The following is a 17,749-nucleotide window of genomic DNA, read 5'->3' on the forward strand; positions in this document are numbered from 1 at the left end:
ATGGATTAAAGTTGCTCTATGTTAACGATAACCGATCTCAGTTTACAACGAGGCGGCGTCTGGTTGCTAGAAAACGTCAGTCTGACGGTTCAGCCAGGCCAGCGTGTAGCCATTGTGGGTGCCAATGGTGCCGGTAAATCCAGCTTGTTTCAGCTCTTATTGGGCCATTTGAGCCCAGAGCAGGGCAGTGTTTCTTTGCCAGGTGGGTGCCGTATCGCCCATATGGCGCAAGAGGTGGCGTCATCATCCCGGTCAGCACGGGATTTCGTCCTCGACGGCGACCTTGAGTTGCGTCGGCTGGAGGCTGAACTGGCGGCGGCCGAAGCCCGTGGGGACGATTATGGCATTGCCCACATCCACGGTGAGTTGGATAACCACGAAGCATGGTCTGCATCCCGCCGCGCGGAATCGCTGATTCGCGGCTTGGGTTTCGCGGACAGCGATGCCGACCGTCCGGTTTCTGCATTTTCGGGGGGGTGGCGTATTCGTCTCAATCTGGCTCAGGCACTGATGCGCCCGTCGGACCTGCTCCTGCTCGACGAACCCACCAACCACTTGGATCTGGACGCCTGCCTCTGGCTCGAAAATTGGTTGCGCAAGTATCAGGGCACCTTGCTGTTCATCTCCCACGACCGGGACTTCATGGACAGGGTCTCTACCCATCTGGTGCATTTCGATCAAAAGAAACTGGAGCTCTATACCGGTAACTATTCGGCTTTCGAGACGCAGCGCAGCGAACGGCTGGCTCAGCAACAGGCAAACTTCGAGCGACAACAGGCCCGAATTGCCGAAATTCAGAGTTTTATTGATCGTTTCAAAGCGAAAGCCACCAAAGCCAAACAAGCGCAAAGTCGGGTCAAATCGCTGGAGCGCATGGAGCGGATTGCGCCGGCTCACGTGGATTCGCCGTTCAGTTTCGAGTTCCCGGTTGCCGACAAAGTGTCGAGCCCGTTGTTGTCGATTCGTCGTGGTTCGGCGGGTCATGGCGACACTACGATTCTGACAGACATCAATATATCGTTGTTGCCGGGTTCGCGGATCGGTCTGTTAGGGCCAAACGGTGCGGGTAAGTCGACCTTTATGGATGCTCTTCGGGGAGATGGCACCCTGATGTCGGGTGAACGCTCGGCAGGTGATAATCTGGCCATAGGCTATTTCGCCCAGCATCAGCTGGAATCTCTGGATCTTGACGCCAGCCCGTTTCTGCACCTGCAGCGTCTCGACCCGCGAGCATCTGAGCAAAAAGTGAGAAATTTTCTCGGGGGCTTTGATTTCCACGGAGATGAAGCGCTGAGCCCGATCCGTTCGTTCTCAGGCGGTGAAAAGGCCCGGGTGGCCTTGGCCGTCATTGCCTGGCAGAAACCCAATCTGTTGTTGTTGGACGAGCCCACTAACCATCTGGATCTGGAAATGCGTCAGGCTCTGACCATGGCGCTACAGAACTTTGATGGCGCCATTGTGGTGGTGTCACACGACCGCCATTTGCTGCGCAATACTGTCGACGAATTTTGGCTGGTTTCTGATGGCGCAGTGAAAGAGTACAAGGGTGATCTGGAAGATTATGAGCGCTGGCTGGCGGATCGTCGTAAAGACGATGAAGAGCCTCCCAAGCGTCAGGTAGCCGAAGAAAAAACGGGCAGCAAAGCCGGTCCGGTAACGTTGAGCGCGGATGAGCGCAAAGCCCGGAAACGGCAGGAAGCAGAGATTCGAAAGAAGATCAGCCCGTGGCGCAAGAAACAGGGCACCCTGGAGGCCCGTATGGATCAGCTGCAAGAGAAGCTGTCGTCAGTTGAGACATCGCTATCCGATCCCTCTGTATACGATGACAGCAACAAAGTGCGCTTGAAGGAGCTGTTGGCGGAGCAAGCGGGATTCAAGCGCGAGCTGGAAAACACCGAAGCGGAGTGGCTGGAGGTGAGCGAAACCGTCGAAAGCCTCGAAGAGGAATTGACGCTCAGCTCTGCCGAGTCCTGATTTCCAGACTGAATTGCTGGCGCGTAAGATAATCGCGCTCGTTGTTCAGGTCGGCCAGGGTGAGTGGCCGATCATCCAGCCAGCCTTCCGGAAACTCGATTGTCAGCCCTTCTTCCTGGGCATGGAGCAGGAACTCCGGGGCCGACTCCAGATTTCGGGAGTGCTGGATGACAACCGCAAGCCGCAGCAGGATGCACAGGTAGTGCAGTCGGGGTTTGTCTTCTGGTTCGACGTACTCGAATACCAACGGTGAAAGTTTGCGGCGGTGCCCGCGTACCAGCGTAGCCAGCGCTCTCTGAAATTGCAGGGTGAACCCCGGCAAGTCCGAGTAGTGCAGCAAGTATGCACCGTGCTTGTGGTATTGCGAGTGGGAAATGGTCAGGCCGATTTCATGCAGCCGACAAGCCCAGCGCAAGACGTCTTCATCTGCGGGCGAGCGTAAACCCCATGTGTCCGCAACCTGTTCCCAGGCGGCAAGTGCGGTGTGTTCTACTGCGGTGCCATGAGCCTGATCGACATGGTAGCGCTCCTGCAGCGCGGTGATGGTTCGCTCGCGAACGTCTTCGTGCTGGATGCGCCCGAGCAAATCGTACAGCAGGCCTTCCCGAAGCGCGCCGTCAGCAAATTCCATCTCTTGAATGTCCAGAGCGCGAAACGCAGCGAGCAGAATCGCAAACCCCGCCGGGAAAATGCTTTGACGATCGTCGCGAACGCCTAACTCGGCGAGTTTGTCTATATTGCCCATGTCCACCAGGCGTGTGCGGAGCTCGTCCATCGCTTCCCGGGTGATCCTGCCATCGGTGAGCTTGAGGGTGGCTAAAACGTTGGCTATGGCCTTGATTGAGCCCGACGAGCCCACGGCACTTTGCCAGCCGACCGCTCGATAACGCCGCCAAATACTCTGGAGTTCCTGCTCGGCGTGGGTGATGGCCTTGTCCATCTGCTTGCGGGTGATCTTGCCATCCGGGAAATACAGGTTCCGGAACGACACACAACCCATGTGCATGCTCGATAGTTCTTGCGGCTCGAAACGTTCGCCGATAATAAATTCGGTACTGCCACCGCCGATATCGATCACCAGCCTCCGGCCTTCATCATCCGAAAGCGTGTGAGAAACGCCAAGGTAAATAAGGCGAGCTTCTTCCCGGCCAGCAATAACCTCCACCGGATAGCCAAGCACTTCTTCCGCTTTGTCGATGAATTCCTGAGCGTTGCGGGCGACTCGCAGCGCATTGGTGCCCACAATTTGCACGCCTTCCGCCGGGGTGCCCTGCAGCCTTTGTGCAAACCGGCGAAGGCACTCAATGCCCCGTTGCTGGGCTTCTTCACTCAAATTGTTGTCCGCATCCAGTCCGGCGCCAAGCTGAACTTTCTCGCCCATTTTCTCCACGGTACGGATTTCACCGTGAACCAGGCGGGCCACAACCATGTGGAAACTGTTAGACCCCATATCAATGGAAGCCAGCAGGTCCGGGGAAGAGACTTCGTTCTCGGCAATAGATGCGGCCGTCACGGTGATAGGCGTCCTGTGTAGAGTGAACTTGGCTGTACTATAAGGGAAACATCATCAAAGTGTCAGTAGCCGAATGTGGACAATACTGACACTAATCCATTGGGCCGTGGATACAACTTACTTCACATCCACGCTGCCAATCGCGTAAAGTATTGCGTATCGACTTTCGGGTAGACGGCTTCACTGAACAGAAGATTAACCGTCTGCTATAGCCAACAGCGACTCCAATGCTGATACAAAATCAGATTGGAGCGCCTGAATCAGGAATAGGTAATGAGCGGAAATATCGTTAATGTCACCGACGCTTCCTTCGAACAGGACGTACTGAAATCCGACGTTCCGGTACTGGTAGATTACTGGGCTGAGTGGTGTGGTCCTTGCAAAATGATCGCGCCGGTTCTGGAAGAAATCGCCGACGAATACGAAGGCAAGCTCAAAGTCTGCAAACTGAACATCGACGAAAACGAGCAGACTCCACCCAAGTTCAATATTCGTGGCATCCCGACCCTTATGCTGTTCAAGAACGGCAACGTGGACGCTACTAAAGTAGGCGCGCTGTCCAAGTCTCAGCTAGCCGCCTTCCTCGACAGCAACCTCTGATCCGCTGTTGATGAGAACCGCCCCTGAACATCCGTTCACGGGCGGTTTTTTTGTGCTATGAAGAACCCCAACCGCATCATCGGTCTGCTACTGGCAGGCGGAAAAGCCACCCGAATGGGCGGCATCGACAAAGGCATGGCGATCTGGAACGGTGAGCCCATGGCCGAACGGGTGCAGCGAGCCCTGAAAGCCGTCACTCCGCAGTTTTTCATCAGCGCCAACCGATCCCTGCACGATTACGAAAGCCTGGCTCCCGGTCGAGTACTGGCCGACCTCGAGCACCTCCAGGGCCAAGGCCCCTTGGCAGGCCTGCTGACCGGCTTGATCACCGCCAAGGATCAAGGCGCCGGCGCCGTCTTGGTGTGCCCCTGCGACACGCCAGGCATCACCTCCGACATTTTTAAAACCCTGATCAGTGCCTGGGAAATCCAGCCTGATCGCCCCGTCATCGTCGAAAATCAGGGGCGAACACATCCGCTTCACGGTGTTTACCCAGTCAGCTTGATTGAAGAACTGGAGAGTTGGCTGGCGACGGATAATCGAAGAGTGATGGGGTTTGTCAAGAAAGTAGGTGCGGTCATGGTGGATTGCCCGGAAGCCGAAGCGGTGTTCAAAAACCGAAATCGGCCGGACGATCTGACAGGGTAATATGTGATTTTTATATCGGGCGGTTCATCTCCGAACAAATTTACTCCCAAGCCCGAGACCGATCAACATCAGAATCCTTCTGCTCAACCCAATGCTCCGAGTCCCCGGTAATCTCCTTCTTCCAAAAAGGCGCCGAAGTCTTCAGCGCATCCATAATGAACTCGCAAGCAGCAAACGCATCCGCTCGATGTGCACTGCACACCCCGACAAACACAATCTGATCCGATAGGGCCAGCCGCCCGACCCGGTGAATCACTCGCGCCTGCCGAACATCCCAGCGCCGAGACGCCTCATCAATCAAACCTTGAATCACCTGCTCCGTCATCCCCGGATAATGCTCCAGAAACAACCCCGTCACACCGGACAAATCCCCGGAATCCCGCACCAACCCGGAAAAGGTTGCAATCGCGCCGGTACCCGAGCCGCTTGAGCGAAGCGCCTCGTACTCAGTCCCAACATCGAAATCTTCGGTTTGGACAGAAATCATCTCAACCTCCGGTTACAGGCGGGAAAAAAGCAACCTCATCACCGGCATGCACTGGTGTACTTGATTTTGCCATGGCCTGATTGACCGCCATCAATACTGGTTGGGAGCCCTTTAACTGCGCCCAAACACCACCACGGTTGGCCAGCTCCGACAACACATCATCGACTGTTTGGCCCGGAACCGCCGGAAATTGCAGACTCTCGGTGCCAAGTTCTTCCCGCAGACGGGCGAAAAAACGAATGTTCAGGATTGCGTTGGACATAATCAGCTCATCAATTCCGCGAACGGGTAGTAGGTAATCAAATCGCCGGCTTTCACCGTTGTATTCTCCGGCACCACCGCAAGGCCAGCGCCCCAGCAAGCGGAACTGAGAACCCCGGAACTCTGATTCGGGTAGGCCGCGACGGACACCGCTCCGTCAGAAATCTGCTTGCGGGCCCGGACAAATTCACGGCGAATGGACGCAGACGCTATATCAAAGCTCGCTGGTAACTGCTCTCCCAGTGGGTGAACTTGTGGGCGACCCTGACAATGACGAATGTAAGGCATGCTTGCCACCATAAAGGTTACCAAAACCGCCGCGGGGTTTCCGGGCAATCCCAGTATCGGCGTACTGTTCATCTCGCCAAAGGCCAGGGGCTTTCCGGGCTTGATCGCCAGACGCCATAGCGACAGCTTGCCGGAAGCTTCCAGTACCGCTCGGACATGGTCTTCCTCACCCACGGAAACGCCACCGCTGGTGATGACCAAATCCGCCAAAGCGCTGGCACGCTTGAGCGCGCTCTCGGTTGCTTCCCGAGAGTCTTTCAGAGTTTCGCACAGCACCACCTCACAGCCGGCTTCCGCCAGAAGACCCAGCAGAGTGAAGCGGTTGGTGTTGTATATCTGCCCCGGTGCCAACGGCTCGCCGGGCTCTACCAGTTCATCGCCGGTGGTGAGAATGGCGACCTTGAGTCGTGCAAACACCGTTACCCGATTGACCCCCATTGACGCCAGTAGCCCCATTTCCTGTGGTCGGATGCATGTGCCCTGCGCGAGGGCAAGATCGCCGCGAGCCAAATCCTGACCACGACGCCGAATGTTTTGGCCGGGTTCAACGGTGGCGTTAATAATAACGGTATCGCCACTGCGATCAGCCCGTTCTTGCATGACAACAGCATCGGCACCGGCCGGTATCTCGGAGCCGGTGAAGATCCGCGCCGCCGTTCCAGGTTGCAGGGGCTGAGGCGCGGCCCCTGCAGGAATGCGGTCCGACACATTCAAAGGTTCGCTATCGTGAATGTCGCCGTGGCGGATGGCGTAGCCATCGACCGCACTGTTATCGGCCGGAGGAACGTCTGCAGGCACGTGATAGTCTTGGGCCAGAACCCGCCCCAAGCTACCACTTAGAGTCACGGATTCTGTTTCGGTGATCGCGGTAGCGTGCTCCAGAAGGTGCGTGAGAGCGTCGTCCAGTGACGTAAGATTTGCCTTTGTCATGATGCCTCCTGGTTATCGCTCAGCCCGGTCGCCAATGACTTCCTGCAGGCGCTGGAAAGGGCGATCAGGTTTGCGTAAAACCAAGGCGGAAAAGTTGCATGGGCCGTGGCGACTGTCCAACTGGTTTTTCAGAATGCCGTCCCAGCCTGTTCGGCAGGCACCGGTAGAGCCGGGTAAGCAAAAAACAACGGTGTGGTTGGCCAAACCGCCAAAGGCACGGGACTGAATGGTGGACGAGCCAATCTCACCAGCCGAGATGCGTCGGAATTCCTCCCCGAAACCGTCAATGGTTTTATCCAGCAATGGTGCAATGGCTTCCGGTGTACTGTCACGCTCGTGAAAACCGGTGCCGCCAGTGATCATCACTACATGGATATCAGAGTCTGCGATCCATTGAGCCACCAGCGCGCGCATCAGATAAGGGTCATCCGGCAGAATGCGGCGGGCGACCAAACGGTGTCCCGCCTCAAGCGTGCAGTCTTCTAAGTGCTGGCCAGAGGTGTCTTGATCCGCCGTACGGGTATCCGACACCGTGAGAATGGCGATGTTCAAGGGCTTGAATGCATTGGCGGGGTCACTGCTCATGACAAGGCTCCGGTTCAGGTGAGTTCTGGTGTTTACCTAGTATCCGCATCAAGAGGGCGGATGGGAAGGTTGGCTTAATTTTGGACAGGGACTTGACATATCCGGTCAAGGTGGTCGATTATGCTGACTGCCCGGCGAACAGTTGTTCCCACTCTACTGGCTCAAGCAATAATATCCGGCTTCCCTCTGCACCGGATGCTCCATCTGCCAGCACCTTGTTTCAATATATTTTTATGATCAACGCGTTCAGGGGCATCCCTGCAATTTTAACCGTCGTTCACTTCCATTCCTGAAAAATCCTACAAATTATGAATCTTACTGAACTCAAGCAGAAATCTGTGCCCGAATTGCTCGAAATCGCGCAAGAAATGGGCCTCGACAACCTCGCCCGTTCGCGCAAACAAGACGTCATCTTCAGCATTCTGAAGAAGCACGCCAAGAGCGGCGAAGACATATACGGTGATGGTGTACTGGAGATTCTGCAGGATGGCTTCGGCTTCCTTCGTTCTGCTGACGCGTCCTACCTGGCCGGCCCTGACGATATCTACGTGTCCCCGAGCCAGATCCGTCGTTTCAACTTGCGGACTGGCGATACGGTTGCTGGCAAGATCCGCCCACCGAAAGATGGCGAGCGTTACTTTGCTCTGCTGAAAGTGAGCGAGATCAACTTCGACAAGCCCGACAACGCTCGTAATAAGATTCTGTTTGAGAACCTGACGCCGCTGTTTCCAGACGAGCGTTTGCTGCTTGAAGTGGGTAACGGCAGTACCGAAGACCTTTCGTCTCGGGTACTCGACCTGGTCTCACCGATCGGTAAAGGTCAGCGTGGTTTGATTGTTTCGCCGCCCAAGGCCGGTAAAACACTGCTGATGCAGGGTATCGCCCAATCCATCGTTCGTAACAACCCAGAGTGTCACCTGATGGTGCTTCTGATTGACGAGCGTCCGGAAGAAGTGACCGAAATGCAGCGCACCGTGCGCGGTGAAGTGATTGCCTCCACCTTTGATGAGCCGCCGGCCCGTCACGTTCAGGTGGCTGAAATGGTGATCGAAAAAGCCAAGCGACTGGTGGAGCACAAGAAAGACGTAGTCATTCTTCTGGATTCCATGACCCGTCTGGCTCGTGCCTACAACACGGTGATTCCTTCTTCCGGTAAAGTTCTGACCGGTGGTGTGGACGCTCACGCTCTGGAAAAACCGAAGCGCTTCTTTGGTGCTGCCCGTAACGTTGAAGAGGGTGGCAGCTTGACCATTCTGTCGACGGCTCTGGTCGACACTGGCTCCAAAATGGATGAAGTCATCTACGAGGAGTTTAAAGGCACCGGTAATATGGAAGTCCACTTGGACCGTAAGATTGCCGAGAAACGCGTTTACCCGGCCATCAACGTACGTCGCTCCGGTACTCGCCGTGAAGACCTGTTGATGTCTGAGTCGGAGATCCAGCGCATCTGGATTCTGCGCAAGTTGCTGCACTCCATGGATGACGACACAGCGTCACTGGAATTCCTGTTGGACAAGCTGCGGGATACCAAGACCAACGACGAATTCTTCCAATCTATGAAGCGTCGTTGAGTTTGAACTTCGGAGTCGGGCGAACACCGCATATGCGCGGAACCCAAGCCTAACGTTCGAAGAACCAAGCCGGGCGAGGGGGCAAAACATTCGGGAAAACCAGGTTTTCCGTTTTGGCCCCTCGCCCGGCTTGGTTCCAACTCCCCAGTCCAAACACTGACTTTGACCTACCGACCCCTCAAGGTACGGAAGGCCAAAAGCGGAGCATAAGATGAAATACAGCGACCTGAGAGACTTCATTGCCCAGCTGGAAAAACTGGGAGAGCTGAAACGTATCAGCGTAGAAGTCGACCCCCACCTGGAAATGACCGAAATCTGCGACCGCACCTTGCGGGCAGGTGGTCCGGCGTTGTTGTTTGAAAATCCGAAAGGCTATGACATGCCTGTGCTGGCCAACCTGTTTGGCACGCCGAAGCGGGTTGCTTTGGGCATGGGGCAGGACGACGTTACCGCTCTGCGAGAAGTGGGCAAACTGCTGGCCTTCCTGAAAGAGCCTGATCCCCCCAAGGGCTTTAAAGACGCTCTTGAAAAACTGCCCATCTTCAAGCAAGTGATGCGCATGAGCCCGAAAGTGCTGCGCTCTGCGCCTTGCCAAGAGGTAGTGATCGAGAAAGATCAGGTTGACCTCTACCAGATTCCCGTTCAGCACTGTTGGCCCGGGGATGCCGGTCCGTTGGTGACCTGGCCTCTGGTTATTACCCGAGGGCCCAATAAAGAACGCCAGAATCTGGGCATCTACCGGCAACAGGTAATCGGTCGTAACCGATTAATCATGCGCTGGCTCAGCCACCGCGGCGGAGCGTTGGACTATCAGGAATTCCGCAAAGCGAATCCGGATAAGCCGTACCCGGTAGCGGTTGCCTTGGGTGCCGACCCGGCCACCATTCTCGGGGCCGTTACGCCGGTGCCGGATAGCCTGTCTGAATACGCCTTTGCGGGCCTGCTGCGCGGTTCGCGTACCGAATTGGTTAACGCTGGGCTCAGCGATCTTCAGGTTCCGGCGAGTGCTGAAATCGTGCTGGAAGGCTTTATTTATCCCGATGATACGGCGCCAGAGGGGCCGTTCGGTGACCACACCGGGTATTACAACGAAGTGGATGAGTTCCCGGTATTTACCGTTGAGCGCATCACTCACCGCAAAGATCCCATTTACCACAGCACCTACACTGGCCGACCGCCGGATGAACCGGCGGTGTTGGGGGTGGCGCTGAACGAAGTCTTTATTCCGATTCTGCAGAAACAGTTCCCGGAAATCGTAGATTTTTATCTACCGCCGGAAGGCTGTTCGTATCGAATGGCCATTGTCACCATGAAAAAGCAGTATCCCGGCCATGCCAAGCGCGTGATGATGGGGGTATGGTCGTTTTTGCGGCAGTTCATGTACACCAAGTTCGTGATTGTGACCGACGACGACGTCAACGCTCGGAACTGGGAAGACGTCATCTGGGCCATGACCACCCGGATGGATCCGACCCGAGACACCACACTGGTCGATAACACGCCGATCGACTATCTGGATTTCGCCTCGCCGGTATCCGGTCTGGGCTCCAAAATGGGGCTGGATGCGACCAATAAATGGCCCGGTGAGACCGATCGAGAATGGGGTGTGGCGATCGCCATGACGGACGAAGTGAAGCAGCGAGTGGACGACATCTGGGACAGCCTGGGGATTGAAATTCCCGATAACTCCCCAAAATGAAGGGGTAGCAACCTTGCATCGCATCTGTTTGCGCCCGGCAGAGCTGAGCTACCCGGTAAACGGCACTGAAGACTTGTTGTCGGCCGCTGCAGAGACGGGCATCCAGGCACCGGCGGCATGCCGTAACGGCGTTTGTGAAATCTGCGAAGCCCGACTGGTGAGCGGGCAAGCACTGAATACCCGCAATCAGCAACTCATTTTAACCGGAGAGCGTCTGATGATGTGTCGGACTCAGGCCCTTTCCGATATCGAATTGGAGATACCCGCCGTTATGGCAACAGGAAAGCATCAGCCCCGTGTATATCAAGCCAAGGTGGTGGACGTCAGTTCCATCAACCACGACGTATACCGGGTAGAGTTGAAGTTGCCACGTCGCCGGGACGTAAGCTTCCACGCCGGCCAGTACTTATCGGTAAACCTGCCGGACGCTGAACCCTGCTATTTCTCGATTGCCAGTAGTCCTTCGGCGACTAACATCGTCCTGCACATTCAGGCCACACCGGAATGGGTTTCCGCACAGAAGGTGATTGATGCGTTGACTTCAGGAGAAGATGTCTCGGTGCAGTTGCCGCACGGTAAGGCTTGCCTGGCAGCAGCGCCGGATAAGTCTCTGGTGCTTGTGGCTGCGGGCACGGGTTTCGCGCAGATGAAGAGTTTGGTGGAGTACCTGAAAGAAACCAACTTCAGTCATAGCATCACGCTGTTCTGGGGCGTCCGCAAACACGAAGATATGTACCTTCGCGCGCTGGCCCAGCGTTGGCAGGACGAGTGGGATGCCTTCACCTTTGTTCCGGTGGTTGGCGATGACGAGGACAACGACTGGGGTGGCCACCACGACCAGTTGGTGCGTGCGGTGCTTGCAAAGGCCATCGACTGGAGCCGGGTAGAAGTGCATGCCAGCGGCTCACCGACCATGGCGTACTCGCTGATGGACGCGTTGGTCGATGCGGGGCTCTCCGAGCAAGACTTTTTGTCGGATGTTCTGGAGTATGCCCCAAGGGCCTGATAAATCAGGCCTTGGGCATTGGCAGTTGGGGCAGGGCGTTGTCTGATTCAAGCTCTTGCATGATCAGTTTTACGCTACTTTCTTCTTCGCCCATATGGGCATTCAGCCGGCTCAGCTCGGCCATGGTCTCACGGTCTCGCTTCAATTTCAGGCTGGCCGTAAAGTACTCTCGGGCTTTGCCCCACAGCTGATTTCGTAAGCTTAAACGCCCCAATGCCAGTAACAGTTGGGGGTTGTTTGGGCGATCTTTGTACCATTGTTCGGCGGTGAGCAGTTGCACTTCAGGTTCACTGCCCTCCAGCCGCCCGTACAGGTTGATCAGCTCATCGCTCCAGTGGTTTCTTAGCACCTTGCGCAGCAGGGTTTCTGCTTGTTCCTCGTCGCCCAAGCGGGCTAATAAGCGAGCGTAGTCTCGAATGGTGTGCTCGTCCCGGCGCACGAACCGAGGTAATTCGTCCCACAAATGGGTCAGGGGCTCCAAAGAGGCTTCTGGATCGCTCTCACGGGTCCTTTCGCAAGCTTCTGCGGCGCGCTCCAGTAAGTTCTTCCAGACCTCACGTTCGAGGTCGTCCAGCTCTTTTTCGGTTAATACGCTGCGCTTACGCAGTTCCGGCAGCAGTTTTGAGAGTTCTTTCCAGTCTTCCAGTCGCAGATACGTGGTTTTCAGAAGCTTCAGCACGAAAGGATGGTGAGGTGCTTCCTTGCGCAGGCGTAACAGTGTTGCCAGCGCTTGCTCCAGGCGATTGCCGGAAAGCTGCAACTGGGCTTGGGTGATGCCAACCGCCAGGCTGGAACCCGGCGTGCTTTCGAAGGCCAGACGCAACAGGTCATCAACGCCTTCGTGATCACCGGTTTCGGAGGCCGCTTGGGCGGCGGCTAAATAGTTAATAAGCGGTGTGTCGGCATGGTTAGCCGCACTGGACAGCAGTTTTCGAGCTCTGGGCCAATTGCCTTCGGCAAGGGCAAGAAGGCCTTTGGTGGTGCGGCGTCTGGCGCGGCGCTCGTGGCCCCGGCTAACCCAGGTAGCCATCAGGCTGGTGCCTTTGCGGAACCGTTTGATGGTATTGATAACCAGCAGGCTCACAATCACCAGCAGAACAATCAACGCCAGGCCGACCCAGAAATTGGTTTCGATCAGATAATTGCCCAAGCTGATGCGGATGTAGCCCAAATCGTATGCCAAGCCAAGAGACAGCCCGGTTCCGATCAGTAGCGCGCCAAGAATAATCAGCAACAGGAGAATCATGAATCTTTATCCTCACTGTCGTTCGCCAGTCGGCCAGCCAGACGCTCTTTGAGCAAACTGAGAGATTGGCTGACATCAGGCAACTTCGGGTCGACGTGCTTGTCGGCCAACTCAGCGAGGACATCGGATAAGCCTTGAATAGCTGGGTTGCTGGAGTCGTACCATTCGCTGACGGTGTTGCTGGCTTTTACAAGGGCACGCTCGTAAAGCGCCTGGTTGCCCCGAAGTACCGCCATTTCAGCCTCTTCCAGCATGAGTTGCAGGTTCAGGCGAGCCCAAGCACTTTGGTCGGGGGACATCAGCGGTTTCACTGTTTCATCCATTCTGCGCACCACCACGACGTCTTTCAAAGTGCTCAAGAAGCGGTTCCAACCCCGGGTAAACATATTGCTGCCATCTTCCGGAGCGTTGCTGTCTTCGGTCATGTTGAAACCCGGTGCCTGGTCGTGAATCAGCGCCTGAGTGGTGAGTTCGTTCACGCTGGCAATGGCGGCTTCAAGTTTCAGATACAAACCGGTGCGATCCACGCCTTGGATGCTTTTCAGGGCGAGGATTTCCTTCGCCAGTTGCTCCCGAACCGGGTATACACCGATATCATCGGATTCCGCCAATACTTCATCCGCCGATTCCAGTGCCGACAATGCGCCGCCAATGTCCTTTTCGATCATCAGGCGCTGGTTGCCTACACGCAGCAGGTATTCAGCTTCCGCCAACAGCCAGTCGGTGCGGGTGCGGTTGCCGGCCTCGAGCAATTCCCGGGCGTTATGGTCGATTTGCCGTTGCTGGGTGGCAATCAATTCGCGCTGTTCAGCCAGTTTGTTTTCGAGCGTTTGAATGCGCTGGCTCTGCTCGCTGCCCCGACTTCCGTAGAGACTCTCGAGTTGTTCGGTGTCTTGCTTGAGGTCCTGAAGCGCCTGCAGACTGCTGTTTTGCCTGTTCCATTGCTGCCAGTTCCATAGGGCAAGCAGTATCACAAGGATCAGGGCAATGATGGCGATGATCCAGACAGGCCAGAGACGCGGTTTTTTGGTGTCGGTCTCTTCAACCGGGGCGGGCAATTGGTTCGTTGTTTCAGTCACGGGCATCCTTACTCGGTTATCCGTTGTTGTTAGCTTTTACTGCAAGCTTTGAAGCGACGCTGGTAATCAGAGTTTGATCATCCAAACCTTCGGGAACGATCAGGTTTCTGAAGCCAGCCTTCTCGGCCTGCTGAGCTACTCGTTCGGCCGGAACCACCACGAGAGCACGGTGCAAATCAGGGTGGTAGTCAGGCGCAAGTTCATTGAGATTGTTCAGGGTTTCTCCGGAAAGCGCAATGACCACTTCGGGCCGGAAATCACCAAAAATCTCGTCTACCTGTTTTGGAGGATAGTACGGCTGAGCGCGTCGGTACAGTGGCATGACGGAGACTTTCGCGCCGCGCTGTTCCAGCGTTTGACGAATTAGCTCCCGGCCTTGCTCGCCACGAGCCAATAAAACTTTGTCCCCCGCCAGATTTTGCAGGGACGGGAGCTCGAGCAAGGCTTCGCTGGTCCAGCCCTGTTTGGGCTGGCGAGCTTTTAGTCCGTTGCGTGCAAACACTGAGGAAGTGCCTGAGCCTACGCCGTACCATTGAATGCCCAGAGGGGTCTGGGGCCACCAGGTATCGATGTGGTCGAGTAACAGGCGCGCAGCAAAGGGACTGACGGCGATCACATGGCTGAAGTTATCCAGTTCTTGCAGCAGTGTTCGCTGTTCGGGCGTCTCGGGTAGAGGTTCCCGGACCAGCAGTGGCATCGACCGACATTCTGCGCCGGCGGTCCGGAAGGCCTCGGCAAGGCGCGACGCTTCCGGTTCCGGTCGGCAAATCAGGATTCGTCGGCCTGCCAGATTTGGGCAGACGTGCTGGCGGTCAGGTTGGGGTGTGGCCATACACTTCAGCCAACACTTTATCGGCGCCCATGCCCAGCAGTTGCTCTGCCAGCTCACGGCCCAGACGTTCGCCTTCGGCTCTTGGTGCTCGACCCTCGACACGAAGGATTTGCGTGCCATCCACAGAGCCTACCAGGCCGCGCAGCCATAAGGTGTCGTCGTCTTCCAGCAGCGCATAAGCGGCAATCGGCACTTGGCAGCCGCCTTCTAAACGACGGTTCATGGCACGTTCCGCTTTTACACGGTCAGCTGAATCGGCGTGGTTCAGTGGGTCCAACAGTTCTTTCAGGTCGTTGTCGCTCAGTCGGCACTCAATACCCAGTGCGCCCTGACCGACAGCGGGTAAGCAGAACGTATCGGGCAGGCAATAACGGATGCGGTCGCTGAAGCCAAGACGCTTCAGACCGGAGCTTGCCAGAATGATGGCGTCGTAGTCGCCGGCATCAAGCTTGGCTAAGCGTGTGTTGACGTTGCCGCGGAGCACTTTGATTTCGAGATCAGGGCGATTGGCGCGGATCTGGGCTTCCCGTCGCAGGCTGGCGGTGCCCACCACAGCGCCTGAAGGCAGCTCGTCAATATTAGCGTAGTGGTTGCTGATGAAGGCGTCGGTGGGGTCTTCGCGTTCGCAAATCGCTACCAGTCCAAGCCCTTCCGGAAAGTCCATGGGTACGTCTTTCATGGAGTGTACGGCCAGATCGGCGCGGCCATCCAACATGGCTTCTTCCAACTCTTTGACAAACAGACCTTTACCGCCAATTTTCGCCAAAGGCACATCAAGGATCTTGTCGCCTTGGGTTTTGATTTTGATCAGTTCGACGGTGATATGGCTGTGAAGCCGTTCCAGTTCGGACTTGATGAATTCTGCCTGCCACAATGCCAGGGCGCTGCTGCGGGTTGCGATGCGAAGAATACGTTTGGACATTGCACTCACTGTCGTTGAGAAAAATGTATCTACAAGGTTACCTTGAGCGATTAGAAAAGTCCCGCAAGGTGCTCGGATGTAACGTTTTTGAGCGCTTTTCATGCCCCGTCAGGCTGAGGGCTGGTGTTCCTGCAGCCATTGGCGGACGAAGCTGGCGTGTCTGCGGCTTACGGCGAGGCGATTGGCAACACCCCGGAGTTCCAGTTCGTTTTGGCCATCGGGGGTGCGCCTAAGCGCTTGAATGAAACGGGCGCCCACCAACGTGTGCCGGTGGATACGCAATAATTGGTCGGGGTAAGCGTGCTCCAGCTCTTTCAGGGTGTAGTCACATACAGTTTCGCCGCGGCTATGATGGAGCGTGACGTACTTCTGATCGGCCTCGCAGTAGTGAATATCGGCCAGTTCAATTAATTCGGTGCCGCGGTGCGTCCGAACGGCAATCTGCTCGCTGGATGTTGCGGAATCTCGGTTTAAAACCTGAAGTTGTACCCGGTTGATTTTACCCGCCCGGGCCAGAGCATCGGCCAACGCTTCTCGGCGCACAGGCTTTAACAGGTAGGCAATGGCCTGCACGTCAAACGCCTGAATGGCGTAATGATCGTAGGCAGTGCAGAAAATGACCGCCGGCGGGTTGTTCAGTTGGCTTAATTTCTCCGCTGCTTCCATGCCGTCCAGTCCCGGCATGCGAATGTCCAGCAGCACAATGTCCGGCTCAAGCTCGGCAACCTTGTGCAGAGTGTCGTTACCGTCGGCGGCCTCGCCGCAGACCTGATAGCCATCATGTGCCTCCAATAGTCTCTGGATGCGCTGGCGGGCAAGCGGTTCGTCGTCAGCGATGAGGATGCGTTGTGGTGCTGTGCTCATGGTGACCTTGTATCGTTATTGTTGGCTGTGTTGGTTAACCGTCCTGCGCGGCAAACGCAGGGTGACGGTGTAGATGTCGCTCTGTTGGCTCTGCTTGAGTATGGCAGGTTCGCCGAACAGAGCTTGCAGGCGGGCTCGGGTATTTGTCAGTGCAACCCGATTGCCTTGATGCTGTTGTTTTTCGGTGTCCGGTTTTGGGTTCTGCACCATCAAATAAACGAAATTGCCTTTCGCATAGGCTTCAATGCGAACCGTGCCTCTGGTCGCCTTGGGTTGAATGCCATGACAGATCGCATTTTCCACCAGAGGTTGCAGGGTGAGTGGGGGGATGGCCTGATGTTCAAGGCCGGTTTGTATATGCCACTCGAGGTTAAGCCTGTCACCCAAGCGTAATTCTTCAATGGCCAGATACCGCCTGCACAGTTCCAGCTCCCGTCTTAGAGGGACCAGTTGATCGTCGGTGCGAAGGCTGGCGCGAAACAGCTCTGACAAATCCAATACCGCCTCCTCGGCCCGGTTTGGGTTGCTGGCGATCAGGCTGGCGATGGTGTTCATGCTGTTGAACAGAAAGTGAGGCTGGATTCTGGCCTGTAGCGAGGTGAGACGGGCCTGCATTTCCGCCTCGGTTTGTTGTTGCCATTGGTACTGGAGGTAGAAGTACCGGAGTACCATGAGTGAAATCAGTAAGGCCAAGAGCAGTTTTTTGGCGATGCTCTGCCACGGTGTAAGTGCTTGGTCCGGGTGCAGAACGCTGTCGGCGAACAAACTGAAGGCCAAAACATCGAGCAGCACGATGCCGACAATGATCAGGGTGGCTTGTGCGACGCTTCGGCGTGCCAGCCAGGGTCTGAGTACACAGATCAGGGCTGTGCTGGTGAGCGTGGTCCATTGCACGAACAGCGACAGCAAGCCAAAGTAGTTCCAGTCAATCCAGCTGCGCTCTGCTTGCACGATCGCGAGAACCAGCACCAGCAGTTCGCTGGTGACCAGTAGCATGAACACCGCTCGAACCTTACATAAGTCGGGCACAAAAAAATCAGCGGTGCTGGATGTTCGCAGGGTGTTGATCGGTTTCAGGGAAGTCTCCTTAACCCGGGTCGGAATGTTATACTGCCCGAAATTTCATTTACCCACGGCCGGCCTGATGATGCCGGGCTATCAGCAGGAAAGATAGACCATGACGGATCAGAAAAAACCTGACCAGACCACATCCTCCGAAAAACCTTGGGGCGGCCGCTTCAGTG

At 56.1% G+C, this 17,749-nt stretch carries 17 protein-coding genes; 6 read left to right on the forward strand and 11 right to left on the reverse strand.

Annotated features, from left to right (window positions below; all coding sequences use genetic code 11):
- The first annotated feature begins 18 nt into the window (after nt 1–18).
- Complete coding sequence (locus VOI14_RS01970) at nt 19–1,974, forward strand: ATP-binding cassette domain-containing protein (protein WP_323750338.1); 1,956 nt, start codon at nt 19–21, stop codon at nt 1,972–1,974.
- Here the strand turns inward: VOI14_RS01970 and ppx are convergent.
- The gene (gene ppx, locus VOI14_RS01975) at nt 1,955–3,487 is read right to left on the reverse strand and encodes an exopolyphosphatase (protein ID WP_323750339.1); all 1,533 of its coding nucleotides are present in this window, start codon (nt 3,485–3,487) and stop codon (nt 1,955–1,957) included. The genes VOI14_RS01970 and ppx overlap by 20 nt on opposite strands.
- Nucleotides 3,488–3,760: 273 nt before the next feature.
- On the opposite strand from ppx, the gene trxA reads away from it, so the two are divergent.
- The gene (gene trxA / locus VOI14_RS01980) at nt 3,761–4,087 is read left to right on the forward strand and encodes a thioredoxin TrxA (RefSeq protein WP_014420340.1); all 327 of its coding nucleotides are present in this window, start codon (nt 3,761–3,763) and stop codon (nt 4,085–4,087) included.
- Between the two features lie 57 nt (nt 4,088–4,144).
- Nucleotides 4,145–4,735, forward strand: coding sequence for a molybdenum cofactor guanylyltransferase MobA (mobA, locus tag VOI14_RS01985; protein WP_323750340.1), 591 nt, complete (start codon nt 4,145–4,147; stop codon nt 4,733–4,735).
- Nucleotides 4,736–4,775: 40 nt separating this feature from the next.
- On the opposite strand, the gene VOI14_RS01990 is transcribed toward mobA, so the two are convergent.
- The 4 genes from VOI14_RS01990 to moaB are packed head-to-tail and all read right to left on the reverse strand — an operon-like array spanning nt 4,776 to nt 7,286.
- Nucleotides 4,776–5,222 (reverse strand): molybdenum cofactor biosynthesis protein MoaE, encoded by a 447-nt coding sequence (locus VOI14_RS01990; RefSeq protein WP_323750341.1) that lies wholly within the window; start codon nt 5,220–5,222, stop codon nt 4,776–4,778.
- Nucleotide 5,223: 1 nt separating this feature from the next.
- Complete coding sequence (gene moaD, locus VOI14_RS01995; RefSeq protein WP_323750342.1) at nt 5,224–5,484, reverse strand: molybdopterin converting factor subunit 1; 261 nt, start codon at nt 5,482–5,484, stop codon at nt 5,224–5,226.
- A gap of 2 nt (nt 5,485–5,486) precedes the next feature.
- Nucleotides 5,487–6,701, reverse strand: a complete 1,215-nt coding sequence (glp, locus tag VOI14_RS02000) for a gephyrin-like molybdotransferase Glp (RefSeq protein WP_323750343.1) — start codon at nt 6,699–6,701, stop codon at nt 5,487–5,489.
- 12 nt (nt 6,702–6,713) lie between these two features.
- Nucleotides 6,714–7,286: a molybdenum cofactor biosynthesis protein B gene (gene moaB, locus VOI14_RS02005; protein WP_323750344.1), complete on the reverse strand. Its 573-nt coding sequence runs from the start codon at nt 7,284–7,286 to the stop codon at nt 6,714–6,716.
- A gap of 308 nt (nt 7,287–7,594) precedes the next feature.
- Here moaB and rho point away from each other — a divergent pair, with 308 nt between their 5' ends.
- The 3 genes from rho (at nt 7,595) to VOI14_RS02020 (ending at nt 11,562) form a co-directional block, all read left to right on the forward strand.
- A complete protein-coding gene (gene rho / locus VOI14_RS02010; protein ID WP_323750345.1) occupies nt 7,595–8,857 on the forward strand; it encodes a transcription termination factor Rho in 1,263 nt (420 codons plus the stop codon).
- 211 nt (nt 8,858–9,068) lie between these two features.
- Nucleotides 9,069–10,556, forward strand: coding sequence for a 4-hydroxy-3-polyprenylbenzoate decarboxylase (ubiD, locus tag VOI14_RS02015; RefSeq protein WP_323750346.1), 1,488 nt, complete (start codon nt 9,069–9,071; stop codon nt 10,554–10,556).
- Between the two features lie 13 nt (nt 10,557–10,569).
- The gene (locus tag VOI14_RS02020; protein ID WP_323750347.1) at nt 10,570–11,562 is read left to right on the forward strand and encodes a 2Fe-2S iron-sulfur cluster-binding protein; all 993 of its coding nucleotides are present in this window, start codon (nt 10,570–10,572) and stop codon (nt 11,560–11,562) included.
- Between the two features lie 4 nt (nt 11,563–11,566).
- Here VOI14_RS02020 and VOI14_RS02025 read toward each other — a convergent pair whose 3' ends face one another.
- The 6 genes from VOI14_RS02025 to VOI14_RS02050 form a co-directional block, all read right to left on the reverse strand.
- Nucleotides 11,567–12,808 (reverse strand): heme biosynthesis HemY N-terminal domain-containing protein, encoded by a 1,242-nt coding sequence (locus VOI14_RS02025; RefSeq protein WP_323750348.1) that lies wholly within the window; start codon nt 12,806–12,808, stop codon nt 11,567–11,569.
- On the reverse strand, nt 12,805–13,893 hold the full coding sequence (locus VOI14_RS02030) for a uroporphyrinogen-III C-methyltransferase (RefSeq protein ID WP_323750349.1): 1,089 nt from the start codon (nt 13,891–13,893) through the stop codon (nt 12,805–12,807). The genes VOI14_RS02025 and VOI14_RS02030 overlap by 4 nt, the downstream gene beginning before the upstream one ends.
- Nucleotides 13,894–13,903: 10 nt before the next feature.
- A complete protein-coding gene (locus VOI14_RS02035) occupies nt 13,904–14,719 on the reverse strand; it encodes a uroporphyrinogen-III synthase (protein WP_323750350.1) in 816 nt (271 codons plus the stop codon).
- Nucleotides 14,700–15,641 carry a hydroxymethylbilane synthase gene (gene hemC, locus VOI14_RS02040; protein ID WP_323750351.1) on the reverse strand — a complete coding sequence of 314 codons (942 nt, stop codon included), beginning with the start codon at nt 15,639–15,641 and terminating at the stop codon, nt 14,700–14,702. The genes VOI14_RS02035 and hemC overlap by 20 nt, the downstream gene beginning before the upstream one ends.
- Nucleotides 15,642–15,749: 108 nt before the next feature.
- Nucleotides 15,750–16,505 (reverse strand): LytTR family DNA-binding domain-containing protein, encoded by a 756-nt coding sequence (locus tag VOI14_RS02045; protein WP_323750352.1) that lies wholly within the window; start codon nt 16,503–16,505, stop codon nt 15,750–15,752.
- 15 nt (nt 16,506–16,520) lie between these two features.
- Nucleotides 16,521–17,501: a sensor histidine kinase gene (locus VOI14_RS02050; RefSeq protein WP_323750353.1), complete on the reverse strand. Its 981-nt coding sequence runs from the start codon at nt 17,499–17,501 to the stop codon at nt 16,521–16,523.
- Nucleotides 17,502–17,749 lie beyond the last annotated feature (248 nt).

The organism is Marinobacter sp., assembly GCF_034669625.1.
Classification (GTDB): Bacteria; Pseudomonadota; Gammaproteobacteria; order Pseudomonadales; family Oleiphilaceae; genus Marinobacter.